This window comes from Mycolicibacterium psychrotolerans, assembly GCF_010729305.1.
In the GTDB taxonomy this organism is placed as follows: Bacteria; Actinomycetota; Actinomycetes; order Mycobacteriales; family Mycobacteriaceae; genus Mycobacterium; species Mycobacterium psychrotolerans.
The window spans coordinates 5,235,073-5,251,208 of record NZ_AP022574.1 but is presented as its reverse complement, the minus strand read 5'-3'; the positions used below and the strand labels follow the sequence as shown (position 1 = coordinate 5,251,208).

The 16,136-nt window shown below is 68.2% G+C and carries 11 protein-coding genes; 5 read left to right on the top strand and 6 right to left on the bottom strand.

Annotated features, from left to right (window positions below):
- Positions 1-142 precede the first annotated feature (142 nt).
- A complete protein-coding gene (locus G6N45_RS25365; RefSeq protein WP_163726391.1) occupies positions 143-1,690 on the bottom strand; it encodes an IS1182 family transposase in 1,548 nt (515 codons plus the stop codon).
- 498 nt (positions 1,691-2,188) lie between these two features.
- Between G6N45_RS25365 and G6N45_RS25360 the strand changes: the two genes are divergently transcribed.
- Positions 2,189-2,539, top strand: a complete 351-nt coding sequence (locus G6N45_RS25360) for an RNA-binding protein (protein WP_163726389.1) — start codon at positions 2,189-2,191, stop codon at positions 2,537-2,539.
- Entirely contained in the window at positions 2,539-3,309 is a 771-nt protein-coding gene (locus tag G6N45_RS25355) for an SDR family NAD(P)-dependent oxidoreductase (protein WP_163729088.1), read from the top strand. The genes G6N45_RS25360 and G6N45_RS25355 overlap by 1 nt, the downstream gene beginning before the upstream one ends.
- A 78-nt stretch (positions 3,310-3,387) precedes the next feature.
- Here G6N45_RS25355 and G6N45_RS25350 read toward each other — a convergent pair whose 3' ends face one another.
- The gene (locus G6N45_RS25350; protein ID WP_163726387.1) at positions 3,388-4,167 is read right to left on the bottom strand and encodes an enoyl-CoA hydratase/isomerase family protein; all 780 of its coding nucleotides are present in this window, start codon (positions 4,165-4,167) and stop codon (positions 3,388-3,390) included.
- A gap of 10 nt (positions 4,168-4,177) precedes the next feature.
- The gene (locus G6N45_RS25345; protein ID WP_163726383.1) at positions 4,178-4,882 is read right to left on the bottom strand and encodes a TetR family transcriptional regulator; all 705 of its coding nucleotides are present in this window, start codon (positions 4,880-4,882) and stop codon (positions 4,178-4,180) included.
- Between the two features lie 71 nt (positions 4,883-4,953).
- On the opposite strand from G6N45_RS25345, the gene G6N45_RS25340 reads away from it, so the two are divergent.
- The 3 genes from G6N45_RS25340 (at position 4,954) to G6N45_RS25330 (ending at position 9,721) form a co-directional block, all read left to right on the top strand.
- On the top strand, positions 4,954-6,009 hold the full coding sequence (locus G6N45_RS25340; RefSeq protein ID WP_163726380.1) for a ferredoxin reductase: 1,056 nt from the start codon (positions 4,954-4,956) through the stop codon (positions 6,007-6,009).
- A gap of 43 nt (positions 6,010-6,052) precedes the next feature.
- Positions 6,053-7,168, top strand: a complete 1,116-nt coding sequence (locus tag G6N45_RS25335) for a fatty acid desaturase family protein (RefSeq protein ID WP_163726377.1) — start codon at positions 6,053-6,055, stop codon at positions 7,166-7,168.
- Positions 7,169-7,312: 144 nt separating this feature from the next.
- Positions 7,313-9,721 (top strand): arylsulfatase, encoded by a 2,409-nt coding sequence (locus G6N45_RS25330; RefSeq protein ID WP_163726374.1) that lies wholly within the window; start codon positions 7,313-7,315, stop codon positions 9,719-9,721.
- Between the two features lie 27 nt (positions 9,722-9,748).
- On the opposite strand, the gene G6N45_RS25325 is transcribed toward G6N45_RS25330, so the two are convergent.
- The 3 genes from G6N45_RS25325 to G6N45_RS25315 form a co-directional block, all read right to left on the bottom strand.
- Positions 9,749-10,672, bottom strand: a complete 924-nt coding sequence (locus tag G6N45_RS25325) for a type IV toxin-antitoxin system AbiEi family antitoxin (protein WP_163726371.1) — start codon at positions 10,670-10,672, stop codon at positions 9,749-9,751.
- Between the two features lie 100 nt (positions 10,673-10,772).
- A complete protein-coding gene (gene nei2 / locus G6N45_RS25320) occupies positions 10,773-11,534 on the bottom strand; it encodes an endonuclease VIII Nei2 (RefSeq protein WP_163726367.1) in 762 nt (253 codons plus the stop codon).
- Positions 11,534-16,072 (bottom strand): ATP-dependent helicase, encoded by a 4,539-nt coding sequence (locus G6N45_RS25315; RefSeq protein ID WP_163726365.1) that lies wholly within the window; start codon positions 16,070-16,072, stop codon positions 11,534-11,536. Before G6N45_RS25315 ends, nei2 begins: the two co-directional genes overlap by 1 nt.
- Positions 16,073-16,136 lie beyond the last annotated feature (64 nt).

The window sequence follows — 16,136 nt, the reverse complement described above, 5'->3', positions numbered from 1 at the left end:
GGCTTGTGGGGCGGGGTGTCTCAAAGCGCTCTGCGGCGCGTGGGTTAAGTCAGACCCGGAGGTCGACAGGTCGAGGGTCACCCCGCCGTCTTGCGCGTGGCATCGGTCGCGGGTGAGGGCAAGCCTCTGGTTTGTGTCGGCCTCAGGCCAGCGCCCAGGCGGTGCCGGTGTGGGTCAGGCCCATGGTGAGCAGGCGGCACAGATTCAACGCGGCGCTGCGATGGTGCAGCCAGTGATCGTTTTTCGCCACGCCACGGTATCGGACTTTGCGGTTGCCTCGAGTCAGCCACGCGATCGAACGCTCCACCATGGGGCGATGTTGTCGATACTCGTTGATCCACAATGGATCCCGGGCTCGGCGGCGGGCTTGTCGTTGCAGCGCGTCGTGCGGTCGCACCTTCAGTGTCTTGCCGTCGATCGCGGCGGTGCAGCGGGCCCGCAGAACACAGTCGGCGCACGCGATACCGAACACCGCATTGCCGGCCGCTGTGAGGGAACGGGTCACACCCGCCGGGCAGGTCACCTGTGCTCGCGCGTGATCGACGGTGAAGTCGTCGACGGTGAACCCACCGGGAACCGCTGGACGCACCGGCGCGGGCTTGACCACGTCGCGGTAGCCGCGCTCGACCAGATGAGCGCGGAACTGCCCGGATCCGTATGCCGAATCGGCCAGGACCGCGACCGGGCCGCTTTCGGCTTCGAGCAGATCCGCTGCGACGGTGGCCTCACTATCGGCGGTTCCGTTGGCGCGGCGCAACGCGCAATCGGTGATGATTCCGGTCTCGGGTTCCACGGCGATGTGGGCCTTGAACCCGTCCTGGCGACGGTGCACCGACTTGTGCACGTGGCGACTTTCGGGGTCGACGGTGGAGATCACTCGATCCGAGGCCACCTGCCGAGCGATGCGCCACTGCCCGTCGGTGCCGTCAGAGCCCTCGACGGGTTCGACATCCTGGCCGCTGAGCAGCGCCAACAACGCGACCGCCTCCGCTGCGCGGGGCCCGAGATTTTGCTCGGGCAGATGCCCGAGCAGCCGGTGCGCATCCCCGACCAGTCCGTCGACCAGCAGCTCGCGAGCGGTCTTGTCATCCCACGCGATCGCCGGCTTTCCCGCATCGTCGTAGTCGTGAGCGGTGCAATGAACCTCGACGACCTCGACCGCACCGCCGACCTCCCGGCGGACCCGCCGGATCGCGGCGATCAACTGTGTCACGGTGTCCTGCGTGGCGACCGCATCGTCGAGGACCGTGGAATCTAACGCCCGCCGCGTCCGTCCTGCCAACACCCCAGTCGCTGCGACCACCGCCCTGACCGCCTCGAAGATCCGGTTCGGGCGCTGCGAACCCGCCAGCCGCCGCCGCCAATACGTCAACGTCGTCGAATGGAACGCAGCCTCGGTGATCGGCAGCCCGCAGGCCGCCTTCCACCGCAGATCGAAGGTCACCGCGTCCACGGTCTCGTTATCGGACAAGCCATGCAGGGCCTGCAAGGTGATCACACTGGCCATCACTTCAGCAGGAACACTCGGCCGGCCACGGCGCGAGGGAAACAGATCGGCGAACATCTCCTCGGGAAACAACTCCGACCGATGCGTGGCCAGGAACGCAAACACACTGTCGGACTTCAGAAGATGCCCCGCTACTGATTCGGCATCCAACAACTCACGCTGATCATCAGAACGACCCTGCACCCACCAATTGTCCCCAAAACCCCAGTACAACCCACCCCGGCACGCGGGATTAATTCAGCAGACTCCTAGTGTGCGCTCAGATCGCAACTCCCCTCGGACTGCGACGCGCGATTGCGATCTGAACGCACACTGTGCGCGGGAACGCTGCGCACCCCCGAAATGTACGACATCGTCAGGGAGTTCGCTGCGTGAATCGTTGATGTCATCAAACAGTTCCTCACGAGGGATTCTGTCAAAAATGTCGGAAGATCGACCTTTGCTCGGGCGGCCCGTCCAACCGCTACTCCGGCCCTACTGGCGCCGACCCTGACGCAATACCCGTGTACTGTGCAGACGCCGAGCGCCGATGCGCGAGCGCAGTGCGCTGGCAAATCACCGCACGTGGGTCGTCGCCGCTACCGTCTCTTCCCGCCGGGCGTGTTCAGCCGCGCAGACGATGCGCCGGCTGCCACAATCGACGCGTGTCCGCGGGTCCGCCGCGGGGGAGAAGGAGTATGCGTGCGCATCACCTGGCTCGTCGCGACTGCAGTGATCATGGGTGCGGGCTCCGCGCTCGTGCCGGCGCCCTCCGCGCAAGCCATCTGCGGATCAGTCGGCGGCGTGCACGTCGACGTCACCGGCTGCTCCGATCCGCTGTACGAACTCAACGACGTGCTGGAATACCCGCCGCCGCCACCGCCGCCTCCGCCACCACCGCCGCCCGGGGCGCCGCCGCCTTCTGACGCGCCACCGCCACCGCCACCGCCTCCTCCGCCTCCGCCACCACCGCCGCCGCCCGTGGCCTATGCGCCGAACGTCGCCGTCTGCGCCGACGTCGGGCGGCGGATCAGCGTCAGCGGGTGCGTGTAGTGGATCGCTCCTCGTTCGACCGGCTGTTCGACATGACCGGCCGCACGGTGATCGTCACCGGCGGCACCCGCGGCATCGGGCTCGCCCTGGCGGAGGGCTACGTACTGGCCGGCGCCCGGGTGGCCGTGGCCAGCCGCAAGGCCGACGCGTGCGAGCGCGCTGCGGCCCATCTGCGGGAACTCGGCGGGGAGGCGATCGGGATCCCCACCCATCTCGGTGAGGTCGACGATCTCGGCGCGCTGGTCGACCGCACGGTCGCCGAGTTCGGCGGGCTGGACGTGCTGGTCAACAACGCCGCGAACCCGCTGGCGCAGCCGCTGGAGCAGATGACGGTCGACGGGCTGACGAAGTCGTTCGACGTGAATCTGCGTGGCCCGGTGTTCCTGGTGCAGGCCGCGCTGCCGCATCTGAAGGTGAGCGAGCACGCCGCAATCCTGAACATGGTGTCGATCGGGGCGTTCATCTTCGCGCCGATGTTGGCGATCTACGCGTCGATGAAGGCGGCGATGATGTCGTTCACCCGGTCGATGGCCGCCGAGCTGGTGCACGACGGCATCCGCGTCAACGCGCTGGCGCCGGGACCCGTCGACACCGACATGATGCGCAAGAACCCGCAGGAGGCGATCGACGGGATGGTCAGCGGGACGCTGATGCGCCGACTCGCCACGGCCGACGAAATGGTCGGCGCGGCATTGCTTTTGACGTCGGACGCTGGCAGCTACATGACGGGCCAGGTGATCATGGTCGACGGAGGCGGCACCCCGCGCTAGCCCGTCCCCGATTCCCGCCGAAACTGTATTCCACGCGGACTTCTCCTCGGATTTCCCGCGCAGGATGCAATCTCGGCGTCAGGATTTGCGCAGCACTTTCGCAGCCGCCTCGCGCATCTCGCCGCTCGTCGACGCCAGGATCTGGCTGCGGTTCTCCAGGTGCAGCGCCGCCTCGAGGCTGCCCGCGTCGAGGTTGGCCCACAGCACCTGCTTGGTCGACTCGACGCCGAATTTGCCGTAGCCGCAAAGTGTCTCGGCAATTGCCAGCGCCTCGTCGGTGGGGGAGTCGGCGATCCGGGACACCAGCCCGAGGCGCAGCGCCTCGTCGGCGTCGACGGCGCGGGCGGTGAGGATCAAGTCGAACGCCGGTCCGGCGCCGATGATCCGGGGCAGTGTGTAGCTGACACCGATGTCGCAGCCGCCCAGCCCGAGCTTGATGAACTGGGTGCAGAACCGTGCCGACGGGCTCGCTATGCGGATGTCGCAGGCCGCGGCGATGCCCAGCCCGCCGCCGTAGGCCACGCCGTTGACGGCCGCGATCACCGGTTGGCGTAACCGGTGGATCTTCGCGGTGAGGTCGGCGATGCGTTCCTGCCAGCGCATGCCCGAGCGGGGGAACTCGGTGCCGCCGCCTGCCTCGTCGGGACTGGGGGCGCCCAGATCCAGGCCGGAGCAGAAGCCGCGACCGGCACCGGTCAGCACCACCACCCGGCACGCGTTGTCGGCTGCAAGGGCGTCGAGTTCGGCGTGCAGCGCTTCGACGAGCTTGTAGGACAGTGCGTTGAGTTTGTCGGGCCGGTTGAGGGTCAGCACCGCGATCTCGGGCAGGGGGTGTGTCACTTCCAGAACAGCCGCCATGCCCGTCACGCTAGCTGCTGCGCCAGTCGGCCACTCCGATGGTGATCATCCGCAGCTGTTTGATGGCGATGCGACGGATCTCGTCGACGGTCGCCGGGTCGGTGGTGTCCTCGAGCGACTCGGCGATGACGATCATCGAGTTGACGAACACGCTGGCCAGGATGTTGAGGTCCTCACCGCTCCAGGTGTTCAGCCCGGGCAAGCGGGCGAGGTCGATGGCGAGTTCGGAGGTGATCAGCCGGATCTCGGTGCGGATCGCGTAGCGCAGCACCATGACGCCGCTGTTGCGTTCCCGGCCGATGAACAACCAGTGCTCGCGGCGTTCCTGCACGCCGTCGATGAGGATGTCGACCGACGACTCGATCACCCGGTTCGGATCGAACTTGCCGGCGCGCGCGCCGCGCAGCATGTCGCGCAGGCTGCGGAACGACTCGTCGATGAGCACAAGGCCGAGTGCTTCCATCGACTCGAAGTGGCGGTAGAACGCGGCGGGCACGATCCCGGCCTCGCGGGTCACCTCGCGCAGGCTCAGGGCGCTGAAGCTGCGCTCGGCGAGCAGGTGCAGCGCCGCGTCGACGATTGCGCGGCGGGTGGCTTCCTTGCGCTGCTCGCGGGTCAGGCCGGATCTGTCGCTGTCCCTGGTCCGGGACGAATCGCGCGACCTGCTCGACCTCCCCGGACGATCCGAGTGTGATCTGGGCGTACGACTGTTCACTGGTTGTGAAACATACCACAACCTGCACACATCCATTGACACCGGACGGTCGATTGTCGAATGGTGTACATATGTTCACTGAAACGTTGACCACGCGGGTGCGACGGTCGGGGCTGCTGGATCTGCTCACGGGTCCGCACGGCGTCGACCGCTACACCGAACTGGTCGACCCGACCTGGACGCGCGGTCAGGCCCGCGCCCGGGTCCTCGCGGTGCGCCGCACCACGCCGCGCAGCGTGACGTTGACCCTCGCACCCAACCGTGCGTTCTCCGGGTTCCGGGCCGGCCAGCACATCAACCTCTCGGTAGAGATCGACGGTCGCCGCCGAACGCGGCCCTACTCGCCGGCCAACGCCGAGACCGACCGACACATCGAGTTGACTGTCGGCCGCCACGACGGCGGACTGGTCTCCACCTATCTCTTCGACCATGCCCGGCCCGGCATGATCGTCGGCCTGGATTCGGTGGCCGGGGAGTTCACCCTCCCGCAGCGACTGCCGGAGCGGATTCTGCTCGTCTCCGGCGGCAGCGGCATCACGCCGGTGATGTCCATGCTGCGGACGCTGCGCGCACGCGGCCATCGAGGGGAGGTCGCGTTCGTGCACTACGCGCGATCGGCTCAGGAGGCCTGCTATCGAGGCGAACTCGCCGAGATCGCCTCGACCATGCCGAATGTGACTGTCCGCCATGGTTACACGCGCGAGACGACCGGATCGGAGCTGTCCGGCCGGTTCGCCACCGACCACCTGCCGATCGCGGATCCCGAGGCGGTCTACGTCTGCGGGCCGCCTGCGCTGGTGGACGCGGTCCGCGAGTTGTTCCCCGCCGCCGAGTACGAGAGCTTCGTGCCGCCGGTCTTCGACGGCGAGTCCTCCGGCGGGCAGGTCACGTTCAGCGACAGCGGGGTGGCCGTCACCGACGACGGCCGGCCGCTGCTCAACCAGGCCGAGGACGCTGGCCTGACTCCCGAGAGCGGCTGCCGCATGGGCATCTGCTTCTCCTGCACGCGACGCAAGACCAGCGGCGTGGTGCGCAACGTCGTCACAGGCGCGGTGTCGTCACCCGAGGAGGAGGACGTGCAGATCTGCGTGTCCGCCCCGGTCGGTGACGTCGATATCGCGCTCTGAGAACCCCGAACCCAGAACATCACGCTCCGAGAGAGGAACCGAGATGACCGAGACTTTGGACACCACCACCACCCAGGCCAAGACGCTGACGAAGACGGTCGGCGGACGCACGGTCACGCTGACCCCCGAGCAGGCCGAGGCGTTCGGTCGCGAACTCGACGCGCTCAAGGAGAGCGTCATCGCCGACCTCGGCGAGCGCGACGCGACCTACATCCGCCGCATGATCAAGGCGCAGCGCGGACTCGAGATCGGTGGTCGCGCACTGCTGTTCGGCGGCATCTTCCCGCCGTTCTGGCTGGCCGGCACCGCGATGCTGGGTCTGTCGAAGATCATCGACAACATGGAGATCGGCCACAACGTCATGCACGGCCAGTACGACTGGATGGGTGATCCGGCCATCTCGTCGCGTGGCTTCGAATGGGACACCGCCTGCCCCGCCGAGCAGTGGCGCCATTCGCACAACTACATGCACCACACCTACACCAACATCGTCGGGATGGACCGCGACGTGGGCTACGGCATCCTGCGGATGAGCCCCGACCAGAAGTGGACGCCCTACTTCCTGGGCAACCCGGTGTACGCGTTCCTGCTGATGGTGCTGTTCCAGTACGGTGTCGCGCTGCACGAGTTGGAGACCGAGCGCATTCGCGCCGGTGAGATCAGCATCGCCGACAAGCGGGACATCCTCGAGGGCATCTGGCGTAAGACCAAGCGGCAGACGCTCAAGGACTACGTGGCCTTCCCGTTGCTGGCCGGTCCCTTCGCGCCGTGGGTGTTCGCGGGCAATCTCACCGCGAACCTGATGCGCAACGTGTGGGCCTACATGATCATCTTCTGCGGGCACTTCCCGGAGGACGTGCAGGAGTTCTCGATCGAGGAGACGAAGGCCGAGACGCGCGGGCAGTGGTACTTCCGCCAGGTGCTCGGTTCGGCGAACTTGACCGGCGGCAAGCTGTTCCACATCCTCAGCGGCAACTTGAGCTTCCAGATCGAGCATCACCTGTTCCCGGACATCCCGGCGTTCCGGCACGCAGAGATCGCGCCGAAGGTGCGCGACATCTGCGAGCGCTACGGCGTGCCCTACAACAGCGGTCCGCTGCCGCGGCAGTTCGCGACCGTGGTCCGCAAGATCGTCAAGCTCGCGATGCCCTGGAACTAGCCCCCTTGCGCCGAAACTGTATTCCACGCGTCGATTACGCCGATATCGCGCGCGGAATGCAGTTTCGGCGTTTTTGGTCGCCCAGGGGGGCCAGACTGTGAGCGGAGGGCGCGTCTGCGCCGCCGCTCTAGCAAGGAGGTGGCCATGGCCTGGCCCGATCGCACCCGTCTTCCGATCGCCGATCCCCGTTTCGGTGGGGTCGCCGCGCGCACGCTCGCCGAATCCCGAGGCGACTGGTCGATGCTCGCGCCCGTCACGCCGCCGCCGGGCGCGCCCAACGTGCTCATCGTCCTCATCGACGACGCGGGCTTCGGCGGTCCCATGACCTTCGGTGGAGAGATCAACACCCCCACGCTGAGCCGACTCGCCGAGAACGGGTTGATCTACAACCGCTTCCACGTGACGGCGGTGTGCTCGCCGACCCGCGCCGCGCTGCTCACCGGACGCAACCACCACCGCTGCGGGTTCGGTTCCATCGCCGAGTACCCGGGCCCGTATCCGGGGTACTCATCGGCACTGCCCCGCAGTATCGCCCCGCTGCCTCGCGTTCTGCGGGACAACGGCTACGTCACCGGCGGGTTCGGCAAGTGGCACCTCACGCCCGACAACGTCCAGGGCGCGGCCGGTCCGTTCGATCGGTGGCCCCACGGATGGGGCTTCGACCACTGGTGGGGTTTCCTGTCCGGAGCTGCCGGACAGTACGACCCGATCATCACCCAGGACAACGGCGTCCTCGGTGTGCCGACCGAAGGCCGCGACGGACGGCCGTACTACTTCCCGGACGATCTGACCGACAAGGCCGTCGAGTGGCTGAACGCGGTTCGTGCGCAGGATCCCGCCAAGCCGTGGATGATGTACTACTCCACCGGTGCCACCCACGCCCCCCACCACGTCTTCGCCGAATGGGCGGACAAGTACCGCGGCCAATTCGACGAGGGCTGGGACACATACCGCGACAGGACATTACAGCGTCAGAAGGATCTCGGCATCGTGCCGCCGGACACTGAGCTGACGCCGCGGCCGGATCTTTTCCCGGCGTGGGACAGCCTCACCGACGGCCAGCGCAGGCTCTACGCGCGGCAGATGGAGGTGTTCGCCGGGTTCAGTGAGAACGCCGACTGGAACGTGGGCCGGTTGATCGATGGGATCGAGGCGCTCGGCGATCTCGACAACACACTGGTGTTCTACATCTGGGGCGACAACGGCGCCTCGATGGAGGGCACCATCACCGGCTCGTTCAACGAGATGACGTTCCTCAACGGCGTCGTGCTGGAAGCCGAGGATCAGCTGAGGCTCATCGAGGAGTACGGCGGTATCGAGGCGCTCGGCGGCGAGCACACCGCCCCGCACTTCGCCGCGGCGTGGGCGCACGCGAACAACACGCCGTTTCAGTGGGGTAAGCAGATGGCCAGTCACCTCGGCGGCACCCGCGACCCCATGGTGGTGCACTGGCCGGGGCGCATCAGCGCCGACGCGACCCCCAGGACTCAGTTCACCCACTGCATCGACATCGCGCCGACCGTGCTCGACCTGATCGGTATCCCTGCGCCGGACAGCGTCGACGGTTTCGCTCAGGAGCAACTGGACGGCACGAGCTTTGCGACGAGCCTGAGCGACGGTGCCGCGCCCGAGCACCGCACCGTGCAGTACTTCGAGATGTTCGGCAGCCGCGCGATTTATGCCGACGGGTGGTGGGCCTGCACCCGACTGGACAAGGCGCCGTGGGACTTCTCGCCGCAGACGTTGGGCCGCTTCGGCCCGGACAGTTCCTATGATCCCGACGACGACGTGTGGGAGCTCTACCACCTTCCCGACGATTTCTCCCAGGCTCACGACCTGGCCGACCAGCATCCCGACAAGGTCGCCGAACTGGTCGCGCTATGGTGGGCCGAGGCCGAACGCAATCAGGTGCTGCCGTTGCTGGGCGGCATGTCGGTGTTGTTGGGGGATCTGCCGCCGCTGCCGCCGGTCACCCGGTTCGCCTATCAGGGCGGGGTGCAGAACATCCAGCGCGGCATGTCGCCGCGCATCCAGGGCCGGTCCTATGAGATCAGCGCCGACCTTCACGTGCCCGCGGGCGGCGCGGAGGGCGTGCTGGTGGCCAACGCCGACTTCATCGGCGGGTACGCGTTGTGGGTCGACGGCGACGGGCTGCTGCATCACACCTATTCGATGCTCGGGGTGGAGACCTACCGGCAGGCTTCCACGACGCCGATCCCCACCGGAGACGTGACGGTGCGCATGCTGTTCGAGATCGCCCAACCGGTGCCCGGCTCGGGCGGTCACGTGACGTTGTTCGCCGGCGACGACGTTATCGGCGAAGGGGACATGCCCAAAACCGTGCCGGTCGCGTTCTCGTCGTACGCGGGCCTTGATGTCGGCCGGGACAACGGGTTGGTGGTGGACCGCGCCTATGAGGACAAGGCGCCGTATGCCTTCACCGGTACGGTCCATCGGGTGGTCTTCGACCTGCAGCCCGTCGATCCGGACACCGAACGCGCGCTGGCGCATCACGCCGCGGTGCAGGCGGTCGCCGACGGTGCCGCCGGCTGACCGCCGAAACTGTATTCCACGCGTGGATTACGCCGATATCGTCGCGCGGAATGCAGTTTCGGCGCTTCGTTGCGCGTAGGCGTACGCGTAGCGCGGAATCTGCACGGTGCCCCACCACCCACGGGCGGTCATCACCTCGCGGAGCTCCCCGATGACGTGAATGGGATTGTCTTCCCGCACCACGCCGAGCACGTGCCAGCCCAGCCGCCGCAGCACTGGCATCACCATCCGATCCTTGAGGTACTGCGCGCGGTCGGACTGGTGCTGTTCCCCGTCGTACTCGATCGCGACGCCGTAGTCGCGCCAACCGAAGTCGAGGAATCGGACATGTCTGCCGTCATCGTCGACGACGCGGATCTGGGTCCGGGGAACTGGGAAGCCTGCGTCGATGACGAGCCGTCGCCACCAGGATTCTCGCGGTGACTCGGCGCCCCCGTCAACGTAGGGCAGGACTGCCTTGAGTCTTGCAACGCCCCGGGTACCTCGGTAGCGCTCTGTCAGCATCATGACGTCGGCCACCGAGAAGGGCTGCGCGCGCATCAGCGCATCGAGGCGTGCGAGCGCGTCGTAGCGCTGAAAGCGGCCGAGATCGAAGGCGGTTCGTGCGGGGGTGGTGACGGCGAGCCCGCCGCGCCGCCGCCACTCGTCACCGGCGATGCGTTCGTTGCGGGCGACGATGCCGCGCGGCGGCCGGGTACAGCAGTAGATCATCTCGATGTCGACGTCACCGTCGACCCAGCGCGCCCCGTGCAGCGCCGACGCCGCCAGCCCGGTGATGATGCCGGTGCGCCTGGTCCAGAGCCAAGCGCCTTCGGTACGGTCCCGCAGCGTGGGCTCAACGCCGGCCGGCGCGTGAACGTTGGGAAAGATCGGTCGGTAACGACTGCGAAGTTGGTGGCTCGTGACGACGCCGTGTGCGACGGCCTCGGTCCCGATGAGGATGGTGTTCATGTCCGCATCGTCGACCAGGTGTGCGACAGTATTCGCCGAGATTGCCTGTGGCGCGTGAGTTATCCCCAGGTGAGCGCGTGGAATACAGTTTCGGCGCAGATCAGCGCTGGCAGGTGGGGCACCAGTAGGTGACGCGGTCGCCGTCCTTGTCGGTCTCGATGCGCGTGCCGCAGCGCCGGCACGGCAGTCCGGCGCGCCCGTACACCCAGACGTCCTGGCCGGGCCGGGTGTTGCCGGTGGTCGTTCGGTTGATGCGTAACCGGTTGAGCCACAACATCTGCTGAGCCCGGGTGACGACCCGCAGCGGATCGGTGAGCTCACCGACGGGCGTGGTGGGCCGCAGCCCGAACACGAACGACATCTCGTTGGCGTACACGTTGCCCACGCCCGCCATCACCCGCTGGTCGAGCAGCGCCTCGGCCACCGGCCGCGCCGGGTCGGCCACCAGGTTCAACGCCGCGGTCTTCGCCGCCTCCGCCGACCAGTCACCACCCAGCAGGTCGGGCCCCAGATGTGCGACAGCCTCCATGTCGTGTGCGCGTTCGAGGACCTCGAGCACGCCGAGGTCGATGCCCGATGCCACGGCGTCGGCCGTCCCGAGCACGATGCGGATCTTGTACGCCGGCACCCGAACCCGGCCGATCACCCACGCCCCGTCCATCTTCAGGTGCGAATGGATGCTGGCCTCCCCGACCCTGATGAACAGATGCTTGCCGCGGCTGAGCACCTCGTCGACCACCTGTCCACTCAGATCGACCGCGGCGTAGCGGGGGACGCGGACGTCGCAGCGCGTCAGTGTCTTGCCCTCCAGCGCTTGGCGAAGCTTGTGGGCGGTGCGGAAGACGGTGTCACCCTCGGGCATCAGCGCAGCCGCAACCCGCGCGGCGTCCTGGAGAATCCAGCGTGCACCAGCGACTCGGCGGCAAGCGAGTCTCGGCTCTCGAGCACCGGAACGCCGTCGATGCGCTCGACCAGAAGAGCCGGAACACGTTGCCGGGTGACCAGTTCCGCCAGTGCGGCGGCGGCGGCGTTGTGTACCTCGGCGTCATCGGTGAAGCTCAGCAGTGACCGGCCACCGCGCTCGACGAACCACGCCAGTTCCCCGTCGACGAGCACCACCAGCGCGCCCGCTTTGCGGCCCGGCCGGTGTGCGGCTTCGCCCAGGGCCGGCCAGGTCAGCGCTGCCCCGAACGGGTTGGCCGGGTCGGTGGCTGCCAGGGCGATCGCCCGCAGGTTCTGCTGTTTGTCGTCGATGCTGTCGGCGTGGCTGCGCAGCCGGTCGACGGTGCTCGCGGTCGCGAACTGCGCACCGCCCAGCGATTCGACGAAATAGCCGCGCTGACAACGCCCCGCTTCCTCCATCGTGGTCAGCACCTTGTACATCGACGCGAATCCGCCGGCGATGTTCTCCGCGGCGACGGCGCCTTTGGTGAGCACGCCGTGCCGGGCCAACAGCTGGTCTGCCTGGTACGACGCCCGCACGGTGGTGTCCACCTCCGCCGTCGGAAGCGCGGCCCACCGGCCCGCCACCGTCGGATCGGTGTCGCGGTGCGCGCCCAGCCCGGCTGTGCTGATGCTGTAGCGGCTCAACCGCGGCGCCCGCCGGTGCCGGTGCGATGGTGCAGCGGTGCGGCGGGTGCCGGAGCCGCGGGTGCCCGCCAGCAGCGCGCGCACCGGGGCGAACGTGTCGCCGCCGACATAGCCGGCCCAGATCAGCTGCCACAGTGCTTCTTTGAGCGACTCGGTGCTGACCCCGTCGACGGTGAGTTGCCGGAAGAAATATGCGCCACCGCCGCTGAGCGCGCCGAGGATCGCGTGGTGGGTGTCGGTGAGATCGAGTTCGCCGTGCGGGGCGAGCGAGAGCGGCGCGGTGTCGGCGGGATGGAAGGCGACCCAGCCGTCGGCCGACGACAGCGCGCCGGCCCCCGACCACAGCACCTCGCCGGACGCCAGCAGCTCGTCGAGCATGCCGGGCTGATAGTCGCGCACCCGCTGCCCGAAGATCAGCGGCTCGACCGCCGACGCCGGCACCGGCACGCCCGCCAACTGGTCGATCACCGAGGCCAAACCGTCGACCCCGGACACCCTGTCGTTGCCCAGTTGCTGCCATGCGGGTAAGAAGCGGCCGAATGCTGCGGTGCTGACCGGCTCGATCTGGGCGCGCAGCGCGGCCAGTGAACGCCGGCGCAGAATCCGCAGCACCTCGGCGTCGCACCACTGCTCACCCGAATCGACCGGGGTGTCGGTGAATTCACCTCGGACCAGCTTGCCGTCGGAGGCGAGGCGGCCCAGCACGTCGGCCGCCACCCGCAGCCCGAGCCCGAACCGCGACGCCGCCTCGCCGGTCGTGAACGGTCCCCGGGTGCGGGCGTATCGAGACAGCAATTCGCCCAGCGGATCGACGACGGGCTCGAGGAACGCGATCGGCACGCCCACCGGCACCGCGACCCCCACGCCGTCGCGCAGGCGCCCGATGTCCTCGACGCTGGCCCACCAGGTCTGCCCGGCGTAGGAGACGCTGACGATCCGTTTGGCGGTCAGCAGCCCCTCCAGCCATCCGCCGACGTCGTCGGTTGTGCAGCGCGTGGTGATCTCGTCTGCGGTCAGCGGACCGAGCATGCGGAGCAGGTCGGCGACTCCCTCGGCGTCGCGCACCGTCCGTTCGGGCGTCAGGTGCTGAAGCTGGCGCGTGGTGTTGGCCACCACGTCGGCGTCGAGCAGTTCGCGCAGTTCGACGCGGCCCAGCAGCTCGGCCAGCAGTGTCGGATCCAACGCCAGTGCGGCGGCGCGCCGTTCGGCCAGGGGGCTGTCGCCCTCGTACATGAACGCGCCGACGTAGCCGAACAGCAGTGATGCCGCGAACGGGGACGGTGTCGGTGTCTCGACCTCCAGCAGACGCACCCGGCGCTGCGCGATGCGGGCCATCAGGTCGGTGAGCATCGGCACGTCGTAGACATCCTGCAGGCACTCGCGGACGGCTTCGAGGACGACGGGGAAGTCGGGATAGTTGCGCGCCACGTCGAGCAGTTGCGCCGCGCGTTGGCGCTGATGCCACAGCGGGGATCGCTTGCCGGGATTACGGCGGGGCAGCAGCAGCGCCCGGGCGGCGCATTCCCGGAACCGCGAGGCGAACAGTGCCGACGAGCTGACCTCGGTGGTGACCAACGGTTCGATCTCGTCGGGGTCGAACACGAAGATGTCGGCGCCGGGGGCGGTGTCGTCGGTATCGGGCAGTCGGACGATGATTCCGTCGTCGGAGGCGGTGGGTTTCTCGTCGATGCCGAACCGCTCGTAGAGCCGCTTGCCCACCGCGAGCGCCAGCGGACCGTGCACGCGCAGGCCGTACGGCGAATGCAGGATGATGCGCCAGTCGCCGAGTTCGTCGCGGAACCGCTCGACCACCAGCGTGGTATCGGATGGGACGGCCGACGTCGCGTTGCGTTGCTCGTCGATCAACTGCCACAGGTTGTCGGTGGCGAAGGCATCGAATCCAACTTCCTGACAACGAGATTCGAACGCCGGTCGGTCGAGCCGGGCGAGTTCGCCGTTGAATGCGCCGATCGCGGCACCCAGCTCGGCCGGCCGGCCGACACCGTCGCCACGCCAGAACGGCAGCCGTGCCGGCTCGCCGGGGGCGGGAATCACGAGCACCCGGTCGTGGGTGATCTCGGTGATCCGCCAGCTCGTCGCACCGAGCGAGATGACATCGCCCGGGCGCGACTCGTAGACCATCTCCTCGTCGAGTTCGCCGACCCGGGAGGGCTTTTCGGAGTCGGCGCTGGAGGCCAGGAACACCGTGAACATCCCCCGGTCGGGGATGGCGCCGCCGGAGGTGACCGCCAGCCGCTGCGCGCCCGGACGTCCGGTCAGCGTTCCGGCGTCGCGGTCGTACACGATGCGGGGTCGCAGTTCGGCGAACTCGGTGGACGGGTACTTGCCGGACAACAGGTCGAGCGTCGCCTCGAACGCGCTGCGCGGCAACGTCGCGAACGGGGCGCTGCGCCGCACGGTGTCGAACCACGCCTCGACGTTGATCGGTTCCAGTGCGCAGGCGGCCACCGTGTGCTGCGCGAGCACGTCGAGTGGGTTGGCCGGCACCCGCATGGTCTCGATCTGCCCGGCAAGCATCCGCTGCACGCTGACCGCGCACCCGATCAGGTCGGTGCGGTGTTTCGGGAACAGCACACCCTGGCTGATCTCGCCGACCTGGTGGCCCGCCCGGCCGATGCGCTGTAGTCCGCTGGCCACCGACGGCGGGGTCTCCACCTGGATCACCAGATCGACCGCACCCATGTCGATGCCGAGTTCAAGGCTCGATGTCGCGACGACCGCCTTGAGTCGCCCACTCTTCAGCGCGTCCTCGACGTCGGCGCGGGCCTCCTTGCTGACCGAGCCGTGGTGTGCCCGGGCCAGCAGCGGCTCGGCGCCGTAGGACTGCCCGCTGGCCATCAGATGGGCGGGCGCGCCGCCGGCCACGCCCGGGTTGGGGCCGCCCAATTCGATGCCGCTGCGTTCGGCGTGGATCTCGTTGAGCCGGGCGGTCAAGCGCTCGGCCAGTCGCCGCGAGTTCGTGAACACGATCGAGCTGTTGTGCGCTTCGATCAGGTCGACGATGCGCTCCTCGACGTCGGGCCAGATCGAATTGTTTTCCATGTTGGCCATGTCCGGCACTGGAACCTGCACGGTCAGGTCGAACGTCTTCGCCGCTGGCGGCGCCACGATCGTCGTCGGCGCCGCCCCCGACAGGAAGCGGGCCACCTCCTCGGGGGGACGCACTGTGGCCGAGAGCCCGATGCGCTGCGCGGGCCGCTCGAGCATCGCGTCGAGCCGCTCCAACGACACCGCCAGATGGGCGCCGCGCTTGGTGCCCGCCACCGCGTGCACCTCGTCGACGATGACGGTCTGCACGCCGGCCAGCGTCTCCCGCGCGGCAGAGGTCAGCATCAGGAAGAGCGACTCCGGCGTCGTGATCAGGATGTCCGGCGGCTTGGTGATCAGCTCCCGGCGTTTGGCGGGCGTGGTGTCACCGGAACGGACGCCGACGCTGATCTTCGGCGGCTCCTGTCCGCCGCGTTCGGCGATGCGGGAGATCCCGGTCAGCGGCGTGCGCAGGTTGCGTTCGACGTCGACGGCCAAAGCCTTGAGCGGCGACACGTACAGCACCCGGGTAGCGGGCTCGGACGCCGGTGACCTGGCCAGACCGTCGATGGCCCACAGAAAGGCGGCCAGGGTCTTCCCGGATCCCGTCGGGGCGATGACCAGCGTGTTGTGCCCGTCGGCGATGGCGTTCCACGCCTGGGCCTGCGCCGGCGTCGGCTCGACGAACGTGCCCGCGAACCACTCGCGCGTCAACGCGCTGAAGCGGGAGAGCGGGTCAGGTGTCGAGGGCACGTCGTCCATGGTGCCAACCCGGTCTGACAATTGGCGGCACGTGCCGTAAACCGGCACAAACGTGCAGTTAGGA

Excerpts from the sequence above, each read along its gene's own strand:
- G6N45_RS25315 (WP_163726365.1), bottom strand. The coding sequence starts at position 16,072 with ATGGACGACGTGCCCTCGACACCTGACCCGCTCTCCCGCTTCAGCGCG.
- G6N45_RS25330 (WP_163726374.1), top strand. The coding sequence starts at position 7,313 with ATGGCCTGGCCCGATCGCACCCGTCTTCCGATCGCCGATCCCCGTTTC.
- G6N45_RS25325 (WP_163726371.1), bottom strand. The coding sequence starts at position 10,672 with ATGAACACCATCCTCATCGGGACCGAGGCCGTCGCACACGGCGTCGTC.
- nei2 (WP_163726367.1), bottom strand. The coding sequence starts at position 11,534 with ATGCCCGAGGGTGACACCGTCTTCCGCACCGCCCACAAGCTTCGCCAA.
- G6N45_RS25340 (WP_163726380.1), top strand. The coding sequence starts at position 4,954 with ATGTTCACTGAAACGTTGACCACGCGGGTGCGACGGTCGGGGCTGCTG.
- G6N45_RS25350 (WP_163726387.1), bottom strand. The coding sequence starts at position 4,167 with ATGGCGGCTGTTCTGGAAGTGACACACCCCCTGCCCGAGATCGCGGTG.
- G6N45_RS25335 (WP_163726377.1), top strand. The coding sequence starts at position 6,053 with ATGACCGAGACTTTGGACACCACCACCACCCAGGCCAAGACGCTGACG.